Raw genomic sequence first — 18,090 nt, 5'->3', positions numbered from 1 at the left:
CTATCTGAATGAAATTCAAGGATTTTCAGGAAGGCGTCCTGAATACGCTGAACGACTACCTGACTGAGCTGGCGACCCAGGCGGTTCGTTCGCGCAAGCAGGCCGAGCTGGCCGCCGCCAATCCAGGGATCGGTATTCAGGTGGCCGACTATACCGCTGAGGCGTGGAAGGCGATGCAGGCGGGCGGCAAGCTGCCGGCGGCCCGGTCCGCAGTACCGTTCAGCCCGCGAGTGGATGGTGTTGGGCGGCCGGTGCCGAGCGTGTGTCTCAAGGTGCCGACGGGCGGTGGCAAGACCCTGCTCGCCGTGGCCGCCGTGTCGCGCATCTTCGACAAGTGGCTGGAGGCCCGCTCCGGCTTCGTGCTGTGGATATGCCCGAACGAGGCGATCTACGCGCAGACCCGGAAGGCGCTGCGCGACCGTGAGCATCCCTATCGGCACATGCTCGACCAGGCCAGCGGCGGGCGTACGCGGATTCTGGAGAAGGACGATCCGCTCAGCCGCGCCGACGTGGACGGCAACCTGTGCGTGATGCTGCTGATGCTGCAGTCGGCGAACCGGGAAACCAAGGAGTCGCTGCGCCTGTTCCGGGATCGCGGCAGCGTGCACGGCTTCTTTCCGGTTGCGGACGACCGCGAGGGCCACGCGCGCTGGCTGCGCGAGGTCCCGAATCTGGATCATTACAGCGATGTCGCGATGCAGTGGTTCGTGGTCAAGGACTCGCTGGGCAACGCGCTGCGGGCAATTCGTCCGGTGGTGGTGCTCGACGAGGGCCACAAGGGCTATTCGTCCCTTGCGATGAACACGCTTTACGGCTTCAACCCGCGCTTCGTGCTGGAGCTTTCCGCCACCCCGACGGATCGCCCGAGGGAGAACCCGCCGGTCTATGCCAACTGGCTGTGCGACGTGCGCGGCACTGCGCTCGATGCCGAGAACATGGTGAAGCTGCCGATCAACGTCGCCGTGAAGGCCGGCAGCGACTGGCGCGCCTGCGTGCGTGAGGCGCTGGAACGTCTCAACGGGCTGCACGCGGATGCAGAGCGATTGCGCGCCGATACCGCGCGCTACATCCGCCCGATTTGCCTGGTGCAGGTGGAGCGTACCGGCAGGGAGCAGCGCGACGGCCAGCGGGTCCACGCCGAAGACGTATTCGAGTACCTGCTTACGCTCGGCCTGCGCGAGGATGAGGTGGCCATCAAGAGCGCGGAGCGCGACGACCTGAAGTCACCCGAGCGCCAGGACCTGCTCAGCCCCACCAATCCGGTGCGCTTCATCATCACCAAGTCGGCACTGCAGGAAGGCTGGGACTGCCCGTTCGCCTACGTGCTGTGCTCGCTTGCGCCAGTGAGCAGCCAAGGGGCGCTTACCCAGCTGATCGGCCGCATCCTGCGCCAGCCCGATACGGAGAAAACCGGCATTGCGGCGCTCGACGAGTGCTACGTGCTGTGCCTGCACAGTTCGACCCGTGACGTGGTGGGGGCGATCAAGAACGGCCTGGAGCAGGACGGCATGGGCGATCTGGTCACGCAGGTGAAGGAAACGGGCGGCGGCAGCGCGAATGAGGCGACGCGCTTGCAGCGCCGCAAGGGAATGGAAAAGCTGCGCATCTTCCTGCCGGTGGTGCGCTGGGTGGACGACGGTGCGACGCGCGAGCTGGACTACGAGATGGACCTGCTGGCCCGCACCGAGCCTCTGGACATCGACATGCGGCCGCTGGCCGAGCGCTTGGCCAAGGGAGGCGATGAAGCGGCATCCCAAATCCTGCGCATCGGCTTGAGCGGTGATCGCGAACTGCTGCGCGTGGAGGACCGCGACACCGTGCGGGAGATTCCGGGGTTCGACACCGCGCACGTCTGCCGATCCATCAGCGACCTGATTCCGAACGCGTGGCAGGCCTGGGCGCTGGTGGATCGGCTGTTGCAGGAACTGCAGGCTGCAGGCGTAGATGTCGAAGTGATCGGCCAGCGCACCAGCCTGATCGTCGATCAGCTGCGCCTGTATCTGGCCGAGCAGCTCGACCGCATGGCGGAAGACGTCTTCCGCAAGGACATTGCGGCCGGCCGCGTGCAGTTCAGCCTGCACACCGACGGGCGCAATTACGAAGTGCCGCGCGAGTTCGATGCCATGCTGGACAAACCCGTGCGCCTGCTGACGCGGGACGCGGACAATGTGCCGGTCGAAAAGAGCCTGTTCATACCGGCCACCGAAGACGGAATGAACCGCCTGGAACGCAACGTCGCCTGCTACCTCGACGGCAAAGCCGCCACCCGCTGGTGGTTCCGCAACGTGGCGCGCAGCCAGTACGGCCTGCAGGGCTGGCGCAAGCACAAGATCTACCCCGACCTGGTGGTCGCCGTGCAGGGCGCATCCGGCAACCAGCGCCTGCTGGTGCTGGAAACCAAGGGCGAGCACCTCGACAACCCCGACAGCCGCTACAAGAGCGACCTGCTCGACCTCCTGACCGAGAACTACGCCGGCCAGGTCGTGGGTGACATGCAGCTCGACCTTGGCGATGCAACCAGCATCCAGTGTGAGCTGGTGTTCGAGAACGACTGGCAGGTGCGGGCGCCGGAGTGGGTGGATGGAGGTTGATGGAGGAGGCTGGCTGAGCCGTTCGCGCCGACGAAAGGGGTGTCGCGCCGTCGTGCCTCATAAGGCGAAGCGGTTGGATCGGTGGGAATCATCGATGATCTGGGTAGTGATGTCGGGTCGAACCCTCCGAGCCATACAGATGAAGGGCTGTAAGCGTAACGAACGAGAGACGTGGTTTGCCGCTTGCAACCAACTTTACGACTGCTCCTCGCAAGGAGGAGTGGAGGTTGCCACAAAGAAGCCGGAACCGTCCTTGGGCCTTGTTGCTTGATAGGGCTTTTTAATTGGTATATGTGTGCTGCAGAACTGAATTGCGGCAGGGCACTTGATTACCAATTTGTCATTCACTTCATCTGCAATAGTCCAAACGAAGCGAAACTCCGCCTCACTTGCAAAAGAGAGGTCTTTGCAAAAAAGCGGGTCGAATCCTAGTGCCTGGTGAATGTTTTTTCCGGCATCGGCCCTGAGCTTGTTCATCGCATCATTAAGATCTGCTTGTGATGGGTCCACTTCTGGCCTATCAATTGGGAAGGGTGGTTCCGGAAGAAGCTGACTATCCACCTTTCTATTTATTCGTCGTTCTGGACGATAGATGCATGGCCCGAGATGACCCTCTGCAAAGCCTGGCAGCCACCTTGCAATGGTGTCGGCGAATTGAATTGGGTCATTGATCAGAAAATATGCATCCGCCTCAAATTTGGTTGATAATTCAGTTGATTCGACCAGGCTTCCGCAGAGCATATAGCTATTGCTACCCGCCCGAATGTTCCCACTCATCGATGAGATGTTGTTTTCAAGGCTAAACCTCGCAACGCCTTCGTCGTTATCGCGGCGACTAGCATCTTCATGTACTCTGCAATTCTGAAAAGTCGTTAGAAGCAGTTCTCCGGTTTCGAAAAAGTGCTGAACCCATGCTTTATCCATATAGCGTACGACCTGTGGCACTTTGATACCCAATGGGCGAAGACCTGTGACGGAAATTATATTCATATTTTCACTTCCGTTTCATCATGAAGTATGCTTGTTCTGGATCAATCGCGATCCGTATGGACTTGACTGCAGTAGCTGATGGTATCGTAAACCTATGTTGCTACGAATCAGACCGAAAGCCCGCGCCCGGATCAGCGCCTTTGGCGCCAACGTCTATCCCTTGGAGGCGTTTGGGCTGCTGCTTGGAACGCACGGCATCGGCCTTGAGCCGGCGCTGGTGGTTGCTTCTCTGCCTGACGGCAAGACTAGGCGTTGGCGTGAGCCAGAAGGCGTAAAAGTACACTGACGGTACACCGCGCAGTTCTGCGCACCTTCGCCAAGCTGCTGATTCGTAACTTCTTTCGCCTTCACCAGCCTTCGCAAGACTTCGCTTGCATTTCAATAACTTATTGATTTCAAAGCGAACTTTTAATCCATTGGTCGATGGTTCGATCCCATCACGGCCCACCATTCCGCAGCGCCGCCCCGCTCTCTGGCACCGCCCTGCGGACCGAGCGAATGGGAGCTGTACGACCTGCGCGAAGATCCGCTGGAGCAGCGCAACGTCGCTGCCGAGCACCCGGAGAAGTTCGCGGAGATGCAGGCCGAATGGCAGGCCTACGCGCGCGGTCGGCTGCATCGAGGCCTCGGGCGACCGCGCGCTTGCGCACATGAGCGCCAAGGAGTTTTTCCCGCCGCTGCGGCAGGTCCGGCTGAGTCCGGTTCCAGCCGATGGCGGAATCACGCGTTGAAACACTGGCCGCCAATGGTGTCGGCCCGGCACCGTTATCCCGCATCGTCGATCCTGATGTTGCCCCACAGCAGCTTCCAGGCCAGAAACAGGCTGAGCGCCGCTCCCGCCGCAAGCAGGGCCTTGCCGACCTGCTGCTGGTCGGCAAGCAGATAGTTGGCGCACAGCCGCTGCGGCAGGGCCAGGTACAGCCAGCCGACCCGGAACGCGGTGGCGATTGCTTCGGCCAGGAACACGCCGCGCACCACGAATCCCATGCGCGGCCAGCTCAGCGCGAGCGGCAGTCCGATCAGCACGGGGACGGCGAGGAACTTCGCCGCCGCAACCATCGGCGCATCAATCGCCGCGTCCAGCGCGCGCGGGATCATCCAGACCAGGCCGGCCAGCGATGCCAGCAGGAAACCACAGATGCCGCCGGCATCCCAGCGCGCCACCGCCACCGCGACGCGCGGCGGCAGCGCGCCCGCCAGCAGCGATCCCGCCACGGCCAGCAGCGGAATCTGCGCCAGCATGTGCAGCGTCATGGTGGATTCGAGCGCGTGCCGCACCGGCGGCAGCGCGAGCAGGCCCCACAGCAGCAGGCCCGCCCACGCGCGCCGGTTTGTCGAGGTGGTCATCATGGTTGCAGCCGCGCACGCACGTAGCGTTCGGCTGCGGCGGCGTCGTTCCAGTCCAGGATCGCGACCAGTCGGCCGGCGGGATCCACCACGTTGATCGCCGCGTTGTGGACGTAGCCGTCGAGTCCGTCCGGGATCGCGATGACGCCGAACGAGCGCATCAGCGCATCGAGTTCGCCCGCCTTCGTCGGCCGCGCCGCGATCCAGCCGGGGCCCTGATTGCGCGAGCGGCGCTGGTAGTCGGCGAGCTGCGCGGGATCGTCGTGCGACGGGTCGAAGCTGATGCTCAGCAGCGCGACCCTGCCGTCCGCTATCGGTCCGGAAAGCCGCGTTTCGAGGCGCGCGAACTCGTTGCCCTGCACCGAACAGTACGTGAGGCATCGGGTGTAGATGAAGTCCACCAGCAGCCAGCGGCCGTGCAGGCTGGCCAGTTCGATGGTGTCGCCGCCGGCGGTCTGCAGCGAGGCCGCCGGCAGCGCGCGCGGGTGCTCGCTCACGGCGATCCGCCGTGCGCCTTCCACAGTGAATGCGCGAAATCCGTGGGTAACCGCGGCGAGCGTTGCGATCCCTGCGGCGACGATCAGAAGGCTAGCCAGCAGCGTCCGCAGCACCCGCACCGGATCCTCCCGCCGCCGGCTTGCGCAAGAGGCCCGCCGTGATCCGGATCGCGAAGTACAGCATCGCCAGCAGGACCAGGCTTCCGCCGATCGCGCCGGCCACATCGGAACCGAGCCAGGCATCCAGATGCACGTCCATGCGCCGGGCGACGCTGTCGAGGCCGCCGCGCAGGAAGGAGAACGCGAGAGTCAGCCCGCCGACCAGCAGCATGGCCAGGCCGATCAGGTTGTCCGCGGTCGAGTTCGGCGGCACCTGCTCATCGCTGCGCCGTCCCATGACGTGGAACATCAGCGCCAGGCACATCGGCAGCACGCCGATCAGCAGGTAGAAGTGGAAATGCCCCGGCACCCACTGGGTGTTGTGCATCACCAGGTTGTTGCGGATCGTGCCGTCGAGGATCGCCGGGACGATGCCGGCCGCCCAGCCGAACATCGCAAGGATCATGAGCCTGGAGGGCAGGTTCCAGCGGATGTTGGACTGGTAGAGGTTGGTGAGCGCGCCATAGACGGTCACCAGGAAAACCGGGAATCCCGCGCCCCAGGACACCACCTGGCCCATGATCGACAGCCAGCGCGGCTGGGCGAAGTCCATCAGCAGGTGGTGCGGGAAGACGACGATCACGAACACCGTGCTTACCGCCCACGACCACAGGAACGGACGCGAGATGGGATAGGGCTTCTGCGTGTAGCGCGGCAGCAGCGCGTAGACGACGATCACGCCCATGTAGATCGTGGCATTGATGTACATGTGCCCGAACCAGTAGATCAGGTTCTTGGCCAGCAGCGCGTCGAGCGTGACCTGCGGGAAGTAGATGTTGACCAGTCCCATCACCAGCACCACGGCACCGGCGATGATGCCGATCGAGTTGGCGATGATCACCATGGTGCTGGCCACCACGGTCTTGGGATGATCCGAATCGATGGTGCCGCCGAACAGCCACTGCAGGCCCAGCGCGCGCCCCAGGTTGCCGTGCACCTTGATGATGGCTGCGGCCGCGTCGAAGTAGAACAGCAGCGCGCCGACGCCGATGAACAGGTAGCCCAGCATGAACAGCGCCGCCGCGCCGGGCGTCCACAGGCCCATGCTGCTGGTGGGCAGCGGATACAGGAAGGTCCACAGCCCGCCGTAGTTGCCCAGGAAGATCGAGGCGATGATGCACAGCGCCCCGATCAGGAAAAGGACGTAATTGGCGACGAAGGCCCACAGGTGCAGGCGCACGTACTTGCGCAGGAAGTACCACATCACCCCCATCGTCACCATGCCCATGGTGCCGACCATGCCGGCACCGTGCATCGACAGCAGCTTGTAGAACCAGTCCGGCGGCACGCCGATCCAGCGCGCCTGCGCCATGCGCATGGTCACGCCGAAGGTCATCATCAGCACCAGCAGGATCGCCGCGCTGATCATGTACCAGTTGAACGCCACGCGTTCCCCGCCGCGCAGGCGCTCTTCTTCGGGATACAGGGTGAGTGATGCCATGGTCGACCCCCTTATTGGCCCGCGCTGCGCAGCGCTGTCACCTGTGCCGGCGTGACCGGGTCACCGTGGTTGCCCCAGGCGCTGCGCTCGTGGTTGACAACTGCGGCAATGTCCTCATCGCTGAGGATGTCCTTGAACGGCTGCATGGGCACCGGATAGGCGACTCCGCCGATGACCTTGCCCTGCAGCCCGTAAAGCACCGCGTGGATGTGTGCGGTCGGATCGGCGTCGTTGACTGCCGCGTTGTCGGCCAGCGGCGGGTAGATGCCCGGCAGGCCCTGGCCACTCGGCTGGTGGCAGGCCGCGCAGTGCGTGGCGTACACCTGTTCGCCGCTGGCGGCGACCGGCTCGCCTGCCGCCGCCTCCCCCGCGGCGGGGGCTTCACCTGCAGCCGGCTGCGCCGACGCGAGGCTGGCCACCACGTTGATCGTGGCCGTCATCGGGGCGTGCCCCAGTCCGCAATACTCCAGGCACATGACCGTGTACTTGCCCGGGGTGTCGAAGGTGTGCAGCAGCTTGTTGGTGTAGCCGGGCATCGCCTGGGTCTGGCTCACGATGCGGCCGTCCGGCGAGTACAGCGCGAACCCGTGGTTGACATCCGCGCTGGTGACGCGGAACTCCACGGCGCTGCCGGCCTCGACGGTCGATGGCGTGATCTGCCAGGACCACTGTCGCCCCACCACGTCGACGACCTGCTGGGCCGCGAGCGGTTTTTTCTGGTGTGGAATCGGATAGTGGCGCAGCGTCGCCCAGGTGCCGACAGTGAAGCCCACCAGCAGGATGCCGAAGAGCCATGCCTGCAGCCGCCGCGCATTGCGTGCGGACCTGCGTGCTGCCTCGTCGTCTGCAGGCTTGCCGGCCTGCAGAATGACCAAAAGGAATCCGAGTGCGACCAGCCCGATTCCCGTCAGGGCGATGATCCAGACAACCTCTTGCAGGGCCATGCGTCTCCCCTTGCATGACTGCGGCATACCCGCGGTTTTACTACTACCTCAGCAAAGCGCTGTCAACAAGGGAGCATCGAAACTGCCATGTCCGGACCAGCGTCACCGCAACGATACGACGTGGTCTGATCCGTACGGGCAGGTGTCGCAGGCTCAAGTTTTCCGCAGATTGAAACCGCCGCTTCGCAACGTGCCGCCACGCGTGCGCACGGTGGTTTGCCGGGTCGGATCCGATGGCGATTGCGCAGGTCGTCTCGCGCGTCCCGATGATTGCGCCGGTGCTCCGATCGTGCCAGTCTGTCGATTCCGTGACCGGAGGTGACCCGTGAGCAAAGACCCTGTTTCGATCAAGGAATTGGCCAAGGGCAACAAGGACTTCCGGCGTGAGGCCGTCACCGGCAAGCATTCGCAGATCGTGCTGATGTGCCTGGAACCCGGGGAGGCCATCGGGGAGGAGGTGCACGGCGGGAACGACCAGATCTTCGTGGTCGCCAAGGGCAGCGGCGAAGCGGTGGTCGCGGGAGCGTCCCAGTCGCTGGAAAAGGGCTCGATGCTGCTGGTGCCCGCGGGCACGCCCCACGACATCCGCAATACCGGCAGCAAGCGCCTGCGTCTGGTCACGATCTACTCGCCGCCGCACCACGCCCCCGGCACCGTGCACCGCACCCGCGAGGACGCGATGCGCGCGGAAGCGCACGAGCACTGACGGCGCGGCGCAACGGCCCGAAACTTCGCGCGGCGGCAGCGGCGCGCCGCAGTCGGACTGCGTCCGCTCCGCTGCGCGGACAGCTGCGTCGAGCCTGCGGGTTCGGTCCGGACAAGTCGGGTGCGAAAAGGGCGATCCCGCGGCGCTAGCGGGCAGCCGTGGCCCCGCTCATCGCGGGACCAGACCCTCGGTCACCGTTGCGCTCATCCTTGCAACGCAAGCGCCTTGCCAGGCACCGTGCGATCCAGTCCTTCAGGTTCAAATCGACCGCTTTCGGCGGACAGCGGCAGCGCCGCCCATGCGTGCAGCGTGTTCACCGCGGCGCGCGTGACCCGTGCCAAGTCGGCAGGGACGACCAGGATGATCGGGCGACCGGCCTGCCCCGTGGCCGACTGCACCAGCAGCGCGCCGGTGATGTTTCCGCCCAACAAAAAACCAGCCGCGAGGGCTGGTTCTTTGTATGTGGATGGTGGCCCGGGGCGGAATCGAACCACCGACACGCGGATTTTCAATCCGCTGCTCTACCAACTGAGCTACCGGGCCAGGTACTGAAGATGCGATGCAGGCGCGAGGCGGGCTGCAGCGAGCGCGCTATTAGATCGGCTCGCGGGGCAGACGTCAAGCTGGATCGGGCTCGGATGGTGCGGCCGATGCCGGATCGGGCGGTGTGCGTGGATCGGGCGCGGGCGGTTCGGTCTGTGGTGCGTTCCGGGACGGGTCGGACGAGGGGGATGCCGGATCGGCGCGGGTTGCCAGCCGCAGCACCAGCGCCTCGCCGCTGCCTTCCAGCACCAGGCGATCACCGGGCATGGGTTCGAGCAGGAGGCTGTCGCCGGCAGACAGGGCCAGCGTGCCCTGCGCACGCAGGCGCGCGTGGCCGGCCATGAGGTGGACCAGCCAGCGCACGCCCTGTTCGGGCAGGAACACCATGGGTCCGACCAGCGGCCGGTGCAGCAGGCGGGCATCCAGCCGCTGCGGATCCCACATCAGGTTGAACACCTGCACCGGGCCGGCGGGAAGGTGGCAGGCGACTACTTCGGCACCGTCGAATTCGTAGCGCTGATGCGGGGCTTCGAGGGTGACGCGACGCCCGTCGCTGAAGCCCAGGCGCAGGGCATCGCCCAGCAGCAGGACCTGGCTGCGGCGATAGCCGGGATAGGCGGAGAACAGGGTGTCCTGGCTGATTTCCGCGATCGAGGCGCGCCAGATGAAATCCTCCGCCTCCGGCACCCGCAGGATCTCGCGGGTCCAGCCCTGTCCGTTGCGCCAGCGTTCGCGGCGGTATTCGTTGGCAGGCAGCAGGTGCACGATGGCGGGCATGGTTGCGAGCGGGTGGTTGCAATGCGGCGAGGGTAGCGCGGTCGCGCGGGGCGGTGGAACAGGCGCACGGCGCGGCGCGGTAGAATTGCGCCTTTCCCCGATGGAGCCGGCCATGGATACCGCCCGCATTGATCGTTTCACCTCGCGCAAATGGGACGAGGACATCGTTCCCCAGTTGGTCGAGTACATCCGGATTCCGAACAAATCGCCGCTGTTCGATCCCGATTGGGTGGCGCACGGCTACATGGATCAGGCGGTGGACCTGATGGAGCGCTGGGCGCGCGCCCAGCCGATCCCGGGGATGCAGGTCGAGGTGGTGCGTCTGGCCGGGCGCACGCCGCTGATCTTCATCGACATTCCCGGCACCGATCCGGCAAGCGATGACTGCGTGCTGCTGTACGGGCATCTGGACAAGCAGCCGGAAATGACCGGCTGGGCCGAGGATCTCGGTCCGTGGAAGCCCGTGATCAAGGGCGACAAGCTCTACGGGCGCGGCGGTGCGGACGATGGCTATGCGATCTTCGGATCGCTGGCGGCGATCATGGCGCTGCAGGAGCAGGGCGCACCGCACTGCCGCTGCGTGGTGCTGATCGAGGCCTGCGAGGAATCGGGCAGCTACGACCTGCCGTTCTACGTCGATCATCTGGCCGAGCGCATCGGCAAGCCCTCGCTGGTGGTGTGCCTGGATTCGGGCTGCGGCAACTACGAGCAGCTGTGGTGCACCACCTCGCTGCGCGGCATGGCGGGCGGCAACCTGCGGGTGAACGTGCTGTCGGAAGGCGTGCACTCTGGCGATGCCTCGGGCATCGTGCCATCGAGCTTCCGCATTCTGCGCAGCCTGCTCGATCGGCTGGAGGATCAGGCCACCGGCACGATCCGCATCGACGATCTCTTCGTCGAAATCCCGGCCGAGCGCGTCGAGCAGGCGCAGCGCGTGGCCGAGGTGCTGGGCAGCGAGGTGTTCGACAAGTTTCCCTTCCTCGCGGGCATGACGCCGGTCGCCAGCGACCTGACCGAACTGGTGCTCAATCGCACCTGGCGTCCGGCGCTGGCGATCACCGGCGTCGACGGCCTGCCGCCGCTGGGCAGCGCCGGCAACGTGCTGCGCCCGACCACGGCGGTGAAGGTGTCGCTGCGCCTGCCGCCGACGCTGGACGGCGAAACCGCCGGGAAGATTCTCAGCGGGCTGCTGCTCGATTCTCCGCCTTACGGTGCCCAGGTCGAGTTCAGTCTGGAGAAGTCCTCGACCGGCTGGAACGCACCGGCGATGTCGCCCTGGCTGTCCACGGCGATCGCCGAGGCGTCGCAGGCCTTCTTCGGCAAGCCGGCGATGTACATGGGCGAGGGCGGCACGATTCCCTTCATGGGTATGCTGGGCGAAAAGTTCCCCGGCGCGCAGTTCATGATCACCGGCGTGCTGGGTCCGCACTCCAACGCTCATGGTCCCAACGAATTCCTGCACATTCCCACCGGCAAGCGCGTGACCAGCGCGGTGGCGCACGTGCTGGCGGCGCACCATGCGGCCAGCGGCCAGGGCCTGACCCGCGGTGCCGCCGCGGCTGCCGGCGACAGCCGCTTCGGCGATCATGCATCCTGCTGCTGAACCTTCGATCCACCGTACGCAAGGAGTCACACCATGATGAATCTTCTTGGCACCATCCTGATCGGCCTCGTCGCGGGCCTGATCGCGCGCGCGATCAAACCGGGCAATGACCCGATGGGCTGGATCATGACCATCCTTCTTGGCATCGGCGGCTCGCTTCTGGCCACCTGGGGCGGACAGGCGCTGGGTCTGTACCAGGCGGGGCAGGCGGCGGGATTCATCGGCGCGGTGGTGGGGGCCGTGATCCTGCTGGTGCTGTGGGGCGCACTGAGCAAGAAGCGCTGACCGGGCGGATTGCGCGGCGCGGGCGCAGGTCCGCTTGTGCCGGAAAGAGCATGAATACAAGCCGGCTGGGCATGGCGATGGCGGCAGTCTTGGCGCTGGCGGGATGCGGCACCGCGCCGGTTTCCGATGCTGCGGATGCCGCGTCGCACGAGGTGACGGAGGGCGGCGGATCGAGGCCGCTGGACGGGCAGTTCTGACACCTGTCCACTGCCGATCGCGGTCCGCTGGCGGCGCTGGCGCTGGCGCATGCGCGCACGGTGACGCTCGGCTTCGGCGAGGGCCGTGCCTTCGGCTACGCCGGCTGCAACCGCTACTTTTCCGGCTACACGCTCCGTGGCAACCGCCTCGACCTGGGCACTCCCGGCAGCACGAAGAGGTACTGCGAAGGCGAGGGCGGCGAGGTCGAGCGCGCCTTCCTGCCTCTGCTGGCGCACCCTTTCATCCTCCAGCGCGAAGGCGAGCACATGCGCCTCATCGCGTCGGATGGAACGCGGCTGGAGTTCGAGGCGGCAGCGATGGAATCGCGTTACCCGTAGCGCATCACGCGCCTGCCTGCGCGTGCGCGTGCGCCGGAGCGACCTCGTCGAAATAGCGATCGATCACCGTGGGGCGGTCGATGGCATAGCCTTGCGCGTAGTTGACGCCCAGGTCGGCCAGCCGCTGCAGGACCGCCTCGTTCTCGGTGCATTCGGCGATGGTCTGCTTGCGCATGACCCGGCCGATGTCCGTGATCGAGCGGATGATGGCGTAGGCCAGCGGCGAGTGTTCCACCTCGCGCACGAAGCTGCCGTCGATCTTGAAGAAGTCCACGTCGAGCGAGCGCAGGTAGCCGAACGAGCAGAATCCGGTGCCGAAGTCGTCCAGCGCGAAGCGGCAGCCGAGCGAACGCACCGCGGCGATGAAGTGCTGCGCGCGGGCCAGGTCGACCAGGGCGCTGGTTTCCGTCAGTTCGAAGCAAAGCTGATCCGGGCGCAGGGCGCTGGCGGCCAGGCGGGCGGCCAGATGGTCGAGAAAGTGCTCGTCCTGCAGCGAGCTGGCCGACAGGTTGATCGCACACAGCCGGACTCCGCGCGTATGCTCGGGATGCCGGTTGAACCAGTGCAGGGTCGTGTCGAGCACGTGCCGATCGAGCCGGGCCGCGAGGCCATAGCGTTCGGCGGCCGCGATGAACTGCCCCGGCAGGACCAGCTTCTGCCCCGGCTCGCGCAGTCGGATGAGCACCTCGAAGTGGCGCGGCCCATCGGCGGCCGCCTGCAGCGGCGAGATCGACTGGCAGTGCAGCTCGAAGTGGTCCACCTCGATGGCCTGCCCCAGGCGCAGCGCCCAGCGCATCGTGTCCGAGCTCGCCTGCACGATGTCGCGCTGCCCCGGTTCCACGCGCTGCACGCGATTGCCGCCCTGTTCCTTGGCCGCGAAGCAGGCCGTGTCGGCCAGTGCCAGCAGGCTGCCGAAATCAGTCTGTCCGCCGGTGACGGGAACCAGCCCCATGCTGATCGTGGGGGCGGCTACGTGGCCGCCGGTCTGGAACCGGTAGCCCGCCACCGCCTCGCACAGGCGCTGCGCCCGCGCCGTGGCGGCTTCCGGACCCACCTCATGCATGAGCACGGCGAACTCGTCGCCGCCGATCCGGGCCAGGTCGTCGCCCGGCGGAAGGTTGGCGCGCAGCACTCCGGTCACGGCGCAGATCAGGTCGTCGCCCACCGCGTGGCTGAAGGCGTCGTTGATCAGGCGGAAACGGTCAAGATCGATATAGGCCAGCGCCAGCGCCGGCAGCGGTCGCACCTGCAGCGCCCGTCGCACCTGGTATTCGAAGGCGCTGCGGTTGAGCGTGTCGGTCAGCGGGTCGGTTGTGGCGCGGCGCAGGAGCCGTGCAGACGCGATCCGGCTCTGGTGCATGCCCATCGCGAGGGTGACCGGAATGATCGCGATGACGCACAGGAAGGCCGCCAGGATGGTCGCCTCGATCGGCGTTGTCGGTGCGGGGCCGGCCAGGCCGAGCGTCACGGCGGTGGCGAGCAGCACCGCCACCACGGCGTTGGCGACGGCAGTCACGATCGGCGGCAGCCGCACCGCCGCCCAGGTCAGGGCCGCCAGCGGCAGGCCGACCATCGCCAGCGCGTGTGCTTCCAGCGCCCGGACGATCAGGATCCCGCCGAGGAGGATCAGGCAGGTAAGGAGGATCCACGCGTGCAGTTCGGTACGCGTCGCGTAGCGCAGGGACATGCGCGACAGCGGCCGACTGCGACGTTCGAACGCATGGTGCAGCAGCAGGAGCGTGGCGGGTGTCATGGTGACGATGCCGAACAGGTCGCCCATGGCCCAGCGCGCGGCATCGGCGAACACCGCGTCGGCGCTTGTCATGCCGCTGACCCGCAGGCCTGCCGTTGCCAGCGTCGCACTGCTGACTGCCGCAAATATCCCGCCGAGAATCATTGCGCTGCCGGACGCGATGTCGAAGCGCCTGACCGCATCGGGACGCAGCCGCCGCACCAGCAGGACGCCGCCCACGCATCCGGCCACGTTGGCGGCGATCGACCAGGGCACGAACGAAGCCGGCACCGGCGCGACCGTCAGGTGCACCAGCAGCACCGCGACGGCGGGCAGGGGCCACCAGCGCGGACCGAAGTACAGCAGCGCGCCGAAGGCGATGCCGGTGGGAGGCCAGATCAGGGTGACTTCGGTGGGGCCGGTGGCGAGCAGGGAAGTCCAGGCCAGCGCTACGTAGGCGCTGACCAGAATCGCTGCCGCCCCCAGTTGGCGCGCCCCGGCTCCCATGGGCGGAGTGTAGGCGCAAAACGGCGCCCGCGGGTGGCGCGGGAAACTGCTAGAGTTCGGCCGATTGGTGCGTGAACGATCCCGAATGAAAAAGTCCATCGAATGCCGCCGTTCGCCGATCCACGGCAACGGCGTCTTTGCGCTGCAGGCCATTGTCCGCGGCACCGTCCTGTGCCGCTATGGCGGCACCCTGATGACCCACGAGGAGGCCGACGAGCGCTATGGCGATGCGCTGGAGAGCGGCCACACCTTCCTCTTCACCCTCAACGACGAGTACATCGTCGATGGCGGCCGGCGTGGCACGATCGCGCGTTGGATCAACCACAGCTGCGCGCCCAACTGCGAGGCGCAGGTCGTCGAGCACCCCGATGATCGGCGGCGCGACCGCATCGAGATCCACGCCCTGCGCGACATTGCCGCCGGCGAGGAGCTGGCCTACGACTACGGCATCCGCCTGGAGGTGCCGCACACGGCGCGGATGAAGGCGCTGTGGCCCTGTCGCTGCGGCGCGCCGGCGTGCACCGGAACGATGCTGCGGCCGAAGAGGTAGGCGTCGGCCTCAGGTCGCGAGCGATACGGCCAGATCCTGCAGCGGCGCGACCAGCAGGATGCGCAGCAGCAGGATGCCGAGCATCGCCAGCATCGGTGAAAGGTCCAGCCCACCCGGTGCCGGCAACGCGCGGCGCAGCGGGCGCAGCACCGGTTCGGTGAGCTGCACCACCAGCGGTACCAGCGGATGGCGGCTGCCGTCACCGATCCAGCTCATCACCACCCGGATCAGGATCAGCCAGAAGTAGAGCATCAGCAGCAGGCCGATGGTTTCCGCCAGCCCCAGCAGCGCGACCGCGAGCGGTGCCGGTGACCGCCCGGCGAGCGCCAGGGTCAGCGCCGCCTTCACGCATCCGATCGCCAGGGTCACGAGTGCCGCGGCCAGATCGATGCGCCGCCATGGCTTGAGCCAGCGCCGCAGCGGCATGAGGACGGGGTTGGTGAAACGGTAGAGGCCCTGGCAGATCGGATTGTGGAAGTTGACCCCGGCCCACTGCACCAGGACGCGCAGCGCGAACAGCAGCGCCAGCACGCCGAATACGACCTCGATCAGCAGCAGGGCGGCCTGGCTGACGTAGGACACGGTCAGCGGCCCGCCTGCGCGGAAAGTTCGGCGCCGCGGTGCGCGGCGGCCTCGATTGCGCGCGCGACGATGCCGGAGAACCCGTCGCGCGCGAAGCTTTCCAGCGCCGCCTGGGTGGTGCCGCCGGGCGAAGTCACGCGCTGGCGCAGCGCGCCCGCGTCCTCGCCCGATTCGGTCAGCATTCGCCCTGCGCCCAGGCAGGTTTGCGCCGCCAGCACGCGCGCCGCTTCGGGCGGCAGTCCCAGGCGCTGCGCGGCGGCCTGCATGGCCTCGGCCAGCAGAAAGACATAGGCCGGGCCGCTGCCGGACAGCGCCGTCACCAGGTCCATGTGCGCTTCGCTGTCGAGCCAGACGCCCACCCCGACCGCGCCCAGAACCGTATCGGCCAGCGCGCGCTGGGCCGGAGTGACCCGGGCATTGGCAAAAAGACCCGTCGCGCCGGCACCGAGCAGGGCCGGCGTGTTCGGCATCGCCCGCACCACCGCCCGCCCGCCGCCCAGCCAGGCATCGAGCTGGGTCGTGGTGATGCCTGCGGCGATCGAGACGGCCACCGCCTGGGGCGGAAAGGCCGCGGCGAGGGATTCGCAGACTGGCTTCATCACCTGCGGCTTGACCGCAAGCATCACCAGCGCGGCATCGGGCAGCACCGCCGCCGCGTCGGGCGCGGTGCCGATGCCCCAGTCGGCGGCAAGGGCATCGCGCGCCTCCTGTGAAGGGTCGACCGCGACGATCCGCGCCGCCGGCGTGCCGCGCGCGATCAGGCCGCCGACCAGGCTGCGGCCCATGTTGCCGCCGCCGATGAACAGGATGAGGCCGTCGGATTCGGCGCGCGCAGAGGCTGGGTTCATGGGGTACGTCCACGGGGAATCGACGGGAGCATGGCAACAGCGCCCGGCCACCGCAAGCCGCGCAGGCTCAGCGTCCGAGCCGCCAGGCCAGCGGCAGCGCCAGCGCGGCGGCGAGGCCGTCGATCCAGCTTGCGTTGAAGCGCCACCAGGTCAGTGCCAGCGGCGGGTCGATGCGCCAGATCGCCTCGTGCGGCAGCGCTCCGAACGCACGGCCGATGCTGATGGCGGCGATCACGAAGGCACTGGTTGCGAGCGTTGCCAGCGTGGTGCCCAGGGCCAGCGCCGCGCGGCCGCGGTCGGCGCGCAATCCGGCCAGGCGCAGCATCAGCGCGACATCGATCGCGGCCACCGGTGCCATCCATCCGCAGGGCGATTTCAGCACCAGCGCCACCGCGCTCCAGATGGCGCTCATGCCGGCAATGGCGAGCAGCGCCGTGGCGGCGGCAAGCAGGGCATATCGCACGTGGAAGCTCCGGACTCGGTGATGCGGACGGGGTGCAGTAGAATAGCGAGTTGTCCGACCGGCGTTGCCGCGACCTGATCCGCAGGACGCGGCAACCGGCCCAGGACCATCTTTTCAGCGAAATGGCCAACACATGTACAGCCGCAGCAGTGAGCCGGTGACGTTCGAACGCGATTGCCAGGCCGTAATGGTTCCCCAGGGCGACGAGGTCACCCTGCCGGCGGGTGCCGTCGGCTATATCACCCAGGCGCTTGGCGGCAGCTTCACCGTCTTCGTCGAAGGCAACCTGTTCCGCATCGCGGGGGAGGATGCGGATGCTCTCGGCAAGGAAAAACCCGAGCCGCTGCGCGTCCCGGAGGATGCCACCGACGCCGACATCGAGGCCCTTGCCTGGGAACAGATGCGCACCTGCTTCGACCCGGAAATCCCGGTCAACATCGTCGATCTGGGGCTGGTGTACGGCTGCGAGGTCATCCATGGCGACGACGGCACGCGCCGGATCGAGGTGAAGATCACCCTGACCGCGCCGGGCTGCGGCATGGGCGAAATCCTCGCCCAGGACGTGCGCGGCAAGCTGGAGATGATCCCTACCGTGGTCGAGGCCGACGTGGAAGTGGTGTTCGATCCACCGTGGAACCAGTCGCTGATGTCCGAAGCGGCGCGTCTGGAAACGGGCATGTGGTGAGTCTTCCCGCGGCGCGCCCGTCGTGCTGCGCGGCATCGGCGTGATGCCGCCCCGTCTGCCGCGGTCGCGCCCGCCGCGGCGTGCCCGGTTGGTTGCACGATTGGTTGCACGATCGGCGGACGTCCAGACTGACGCGGGGCGTCAGATTCCGCCCTCCGGCGGCGATTCTTCGCGCATTGATGCGATGCATCATGCGCCAGCCCCTGTTCGCATGGCGCGCACGGAACCGCATGGCCATGCGGTTTTGCGGGTCTGACTGAGAGCCGGCTCACGGTTTGGTTGACAGCGCATTTTTTCCGTTGCT

General features: G+C 66.7%; 19 protein-coding genes and 1 tRNA gene. 8 read left to right on the top strand and 12 right to left on the bottom strand.

Annotated features, from left to right (window positions below):
- Positions 1 to 8: 8 nt before the first annotated feature.
- Entirely contained in the window at positions 9 to 2,591 is a 2,583-nt protein-coding gene (locus tag WB794_RS01905; protein WP_337334152.1) for a DEAD/DEAH box helicase, read from the top strand.
- A 195-nt stretch (positions 2,592 to 2,786) separates the two neighbouring features.
- Here the strand turns inward: WB794_RS01905 and WB794_RS01900 are convergent, their stop codons facing one another.
- The 5 genes from WB794_RS01900 to WB794_RS01880 all read right to left on the bottom strand — a co-directional run bounded on the left by WB794_RS01900 (position 2,787) and on the right by WB794_RS01880 (position 7,969).
- Complete coding sequence (locus WB794_RS01900; protein ID WP_337334151.1) at positions 2,787 to 3,581, bottom strand: hypothetical protein; 795 nt, start codon at positions 3,579 to 3,581, stop codon at positions 2,787 to 2,789.
- A gap of 765 nt (positions 3,582 to 4,346) precedes the next feature.
- Positions 4,347 to 4,928, bottom strand: coding sequence for a hypothetical protein (locus WB794_RS01895; protein ID WP_337334150.1), 582 nt, complete (start codon positions 4,926 to 4,928; stop codon positions 4,347 to 4,349).
- The gene (locus tag WB794_RS01890) at positions 4,928 to 5,425 is read right to left on the bottom strand and encodes an SCO family protein (RefSeq protein ID WP_337334149.1); all 498 of its coding nucleotides are present in this window, start codon (positions 5,423 to 5,425) and stop codon (positions 4,928 to 4,930) included. Before WB794_RS01890 ends, WB794_RS01895 begins: the two co-directional genes overlap by 1 nt.
- Before the next feature lie 91 nt (positions 5,426 to 5,516).
- Positions 5,517 to 7,025 (bottom strand): cbb3-type cytochrome c oxidase subunit I, encoded by a 1,509-nt coding sequence (locus tag WB794_RS01885; RefSeq protein ID WP_337334148.1) that lies wholly within the window; start codon positions 7,023 to 7,025, stop codon positions 5,517 to 5,519.
- Between the two features lie 11 nt (positions 7,026 to 7,036).
- Positions 7,037 to 7,969, bottom strand: a complete 933-nt coding sequence (locus WB794_RS01880) for a c-type cytochrome (protein ID WP_337334147.1) — start codon at positions 7,967 to 7,969, stop codon at positions 7,037 to 7,039.
- 325 nt (positions 7,970 to 8,294) lie between these two features.
- On the opposite strand from WB794_RS01880, the gene WB794_RS01875 reads away from it, so the two are divergent.
- Positions 8,295 to 8,675 (top strand): cupin domain-containing protein, encoded by a 381-nt coding sequence (locus WB794_RS01875; protein WP_337334146.1) that lies wholly within the window; start codon positions 8,295 to 8,297, stop codon positions 8,673 to 8,675.
- Between the two features lie 203 nt (positions 8,676 to 8,878).
- Here WB794_RS01875 and WB794_RS01870 read toward each other — a convergent pair whose 3' ends face one another.
- The 3 genes from WB794_RS01870 to WB794_RS01860 all read right to left on the bottom strand — a co-directional run bounded on the left by WB794_RS01870 (position 8,879) and on the right by WB794_RS01860 (position 9,995).
- A complete protein-coding gene (locus tag WB794_RS01870; RefSeq protein WP_337334145.1) occupies positions 8,879 to 9,175 on the bottom strand; it encodes a hypothetical protein in 297 nt (98 codons plus the stop codon).
- Positions 9,143 to 9,218 (bottom strand) — tRNA-Phe (locus tag WB794_RS01865). Before WB794_RS01865 ends, WB794_RS01870 begins: the two co-directional genes overlap by 33 nt.
- Before the next feature lie 75 nt (positions 9,219 to 9,293).
- Positions 9,294 to 9,995, bottom strand: coding sequence for a HutD/Ves family protein (locus WB794_RS01860; RefSeq protein ID WP_337334144.1), 702 nt, complete (start codon positions 9,993 to 9,995; stop codon positions 9,294 to 9,296).
- A 112-nt stretch (positions 9,996 to 10,107) separates the two neighbouring features.
- Here WB794_RS01860 and WB794_RS01855 point away from each other — a divergent pair, with 112 nt between their 5' ends.
- Genes WB794_RS01855 through WB794_RS01840 form a run of 4 tightly spaced genes read left to right on the top strand, consistent with a single transcriptional unit; the run spans position 10,108 to position 12,419 of the window.
- Positions 10,108 to 11,598, top strand: coding sequence for a M20 family metallopeptidase (locus WB794_RS01855; RefSeq protein ID WP_337334143.1), 1,491 nt, complete (start codon positions 10,108 to 10,110; stop codon positions 11,596 to 11,598).
- Between the two features lie 33 nt (positions 11,599 to 11,631).
- On the top strand, positions 11,632 to 11,883 hold the full coding sequence (locus tag WB794_RS01850) for a GlsB/YeaQ/YmgE family stress response membrane protein (protein ID WP_337334142.1): 252 nt from the start codon (positions 11,632 to 11,634) through the stop codon (positions 11,881 to 11,883).
- A 50-nt stretch (positions 11,884 to 11,933) separates the two neighbouring features.
- Entirely contained in the window at positions 11,934 to 12,080 is a 147-nt protein-coding gene (locus WB794_RS01845; protein WP_337334141.1) for a hypothetical protein, read from the top strand.
- A 60-nt stretch (positions 12,081 to 12,140) separates the two neighbouring features.
- Positions 12,141 to 12,419: an META domain-containing protein gene (locus WB794_RS01840; RefSeq protein ID WP_337334140.1), complete on the top strand. Its 279-nt coding sequence runs from the start codon at positions 12,141 to 12,143 to the stop codon at positions 12,417 to 12,419.
- A gap of 4 nt (positions 12,420 to 12,423) precedes the next feature.
- Here WB794_RS01840 and WB794_RS01835 read toward each other — a convergent pair whose 3' ends face one another.
- On the bottom strand, positions 12,424 to 14,658 hold the full coding sequence (locus WB794_RS01835; protein WP_337334139.1) for a putative bifunctional diguanylate cyclase/phosphodiesterase: 2,235 nt from the start codon (positions 14,656 to 14,658) through the stop codon (positions 12,424 to 12,426).
- Between the two features lie 85 nt (positions 14,659 to 14,743).
- Between WB794_RS01835 and WB794_RS01830 the strand changes: the two genes are divergently transcribed.
- A complete protein-coding gene (locus tag WB794_RS01830) occupies positions 14,744 to 15,208 on the top strand; it encodes an SET domain-containing protein (protein WP_337334138.1) in 465 nt (154 codons plus the stop codon).
- Positions 15,209 to 15,217: 9 nt separating this feature from the next.
- On the opposite strand, the gene WB794_RS01825 is transcribed toward WB794_RS01830, so the two are convergent.
- The 3 genes from WB794_RS01825 to WB794_RS01815 all read right to left on the bottom strand — a co-directional run bounded on the left by WB794_RS01825 (position 15,218) and on the right by WB794_RS01815 (position 17,101).
- The gene (locus tag WB794_RS01825; protein WP_337334137.1) at positions 15,218 to 15,790 is read right to left on the bottom strand and encodes a YggT family protein; all 573 of its coding nucleotides are present in this window, start codon (positions 15,788 to 15,790) and stop codon (positions 15,218 to 15,220) included.
- A 2-nt stretch (positions 15,791 to 15,792) separates the two neighbouring features.
- On the bottom strand, positions 15,793 to 16,638 hold the full coding sequence (gene proC, locus WB794_RS01820) for a pyrroline-5-carboxylate reductase (protein ID WP_337334136.1): 846 nt from the start codon (positions 16,636 to 16,638) through the stop codon (positions 15,793 to 15,795).
- Positions 16,639 to 16,705: 67 nt separating this feature from the next.
- A complete protein-coding gene (locus tag WB794_RS01815) occupies positions 16,706 to 17,101 on the bottom strand; it encodes a hypothetical protein (protein ID WP_337334135.1) in 396 nt (131 codons plus the stop codon).
- A 133-nt stretch (positions 17,102 to 17,234) separates the two neighbouring features.
- On the opposite strand from WB794_RS01815, the gene sufT reads away from it, so the two are divergent.
- Entirely contained in the window at positions 17,235 to 17,786 is a 552-nt protein-coding gene (sufT, locus tag WB794_RS01810; RefSeq protein ID WP_337334134.1) for a putative Fe-S cluster assembly protein SufT, read from the top strand.
- The last annotated feature ends 304 nt before the right edge of the window (positions 17,787 to 18,090 follow it).

It is taken from the genome of Denitratimonas tolerans (genome assembly GCF_037203605.1).
Lineage (GTDB): Bacteria > Pseudomonadota > Gammaproteobacteria > Xanthomonadales > Xanthomonadaceae > Denitratimonas > Denitratimonas tolerans.
The sequence above is the reverse complement of the archived record's forward strand: the minus strand, read 5'-3'. Positions and strand labels throughout refer to the sequence as shown.

Excerpts from the sequence above, each read along its gene's own strand:
- WB794_RS01905 (WP_337334152.1), top strand. The coding sequence starts at position 9 with ATGAAATTCAAGGATTTTCAGGAAGGCGTCCTGAATACGCTGAACGAC.
- WB794_RS01900 (WP_337334151.1), bottom strand. The coding sequence starts at position 3,581 with ATGAATATAATTTCCGTCACAGGTCTTCGCCCATTGGGTATCAAAGTG.
- WB794_RS01895 (WP_337334150.1), bottom strand. The coding sequence starts at position 4,928 with ATGACCACCTCGACAAACCGGCGCGCGTGGGCGGGCCTGCTGCTGTGG.
- WB794_RS01885 (WP_337334148.1), bottom strand. The coding sequence starts at position 7,025 with ATGGCATCACTCACCCTGTATCCCGAAGAAGAGCGCCTGCGCGGCGGG.
- WB794_RS01880 (WP_337334147.1), bottom strand. The coding sequence starts at position 7,969 with ATGGCCCTGCAAGAGGTTGTCTGGATCATCGCCCTGACGGGAATCGGG.
- WB794_RS01860 (WP_337334144.1), bottom strand. The coding sequence starts at position 9,995 with ATGCCCGCCATCGTGCACCTGCTGCCTGCCAACGAATACCGCCGCGAA.
- WB794_RS01855 (WP_337334143.1), top strand. The coding sequence starts at position 10,108 with ATGGATACCGCCCGCATTGATCGTTTCACCTCGCGCAAATGGGACGAG.
- WB794_RS01850 (WP_337334142.1), top strand. The coding sequence starts at position 11,632 with ATGATGAATCTTCTTGGCACCATCCTGATCGGCCTCGTCGCGGGCCTG.
- WB794_RS01845 (WP_337334141.1), top strand. The coding sequence starts at position 11,934 with ATGAATACAAGCCGGCTGGGCATGGCGATGGCGGCAGTCTTGGCGCTG.
- WB794_RS01835 (WP_337334139.1), bottom strand. The coding sequence starts at position 14,658 with ATGGGAGCCGGGGCGCGCCAACTGGGGGCGGCAGCGATTCTGGTCAGC.
- WB794_RS01830 (WP_337334138.1), top strand. The coding sequence starts at position 14,744 with ATGAAAAAGTCCATCGAATGCCGCCGTTCGCCGATCCACGGCAACGGC.
- proC (WP_337334136.1), bottom strand. The coding sequence starts at position 16,638 with ATGAACCCAGCCTCTGCGCGCGCCGAATCCGACGGCCTCATCCTGTTC.
- sufT (WP_337334134.1), top strand. The coding sequence starts at position 17,235 with ATGTACAGCCGCAGCAGTGAGCCGGTGACGTTCGAACGCGATTGCCAG.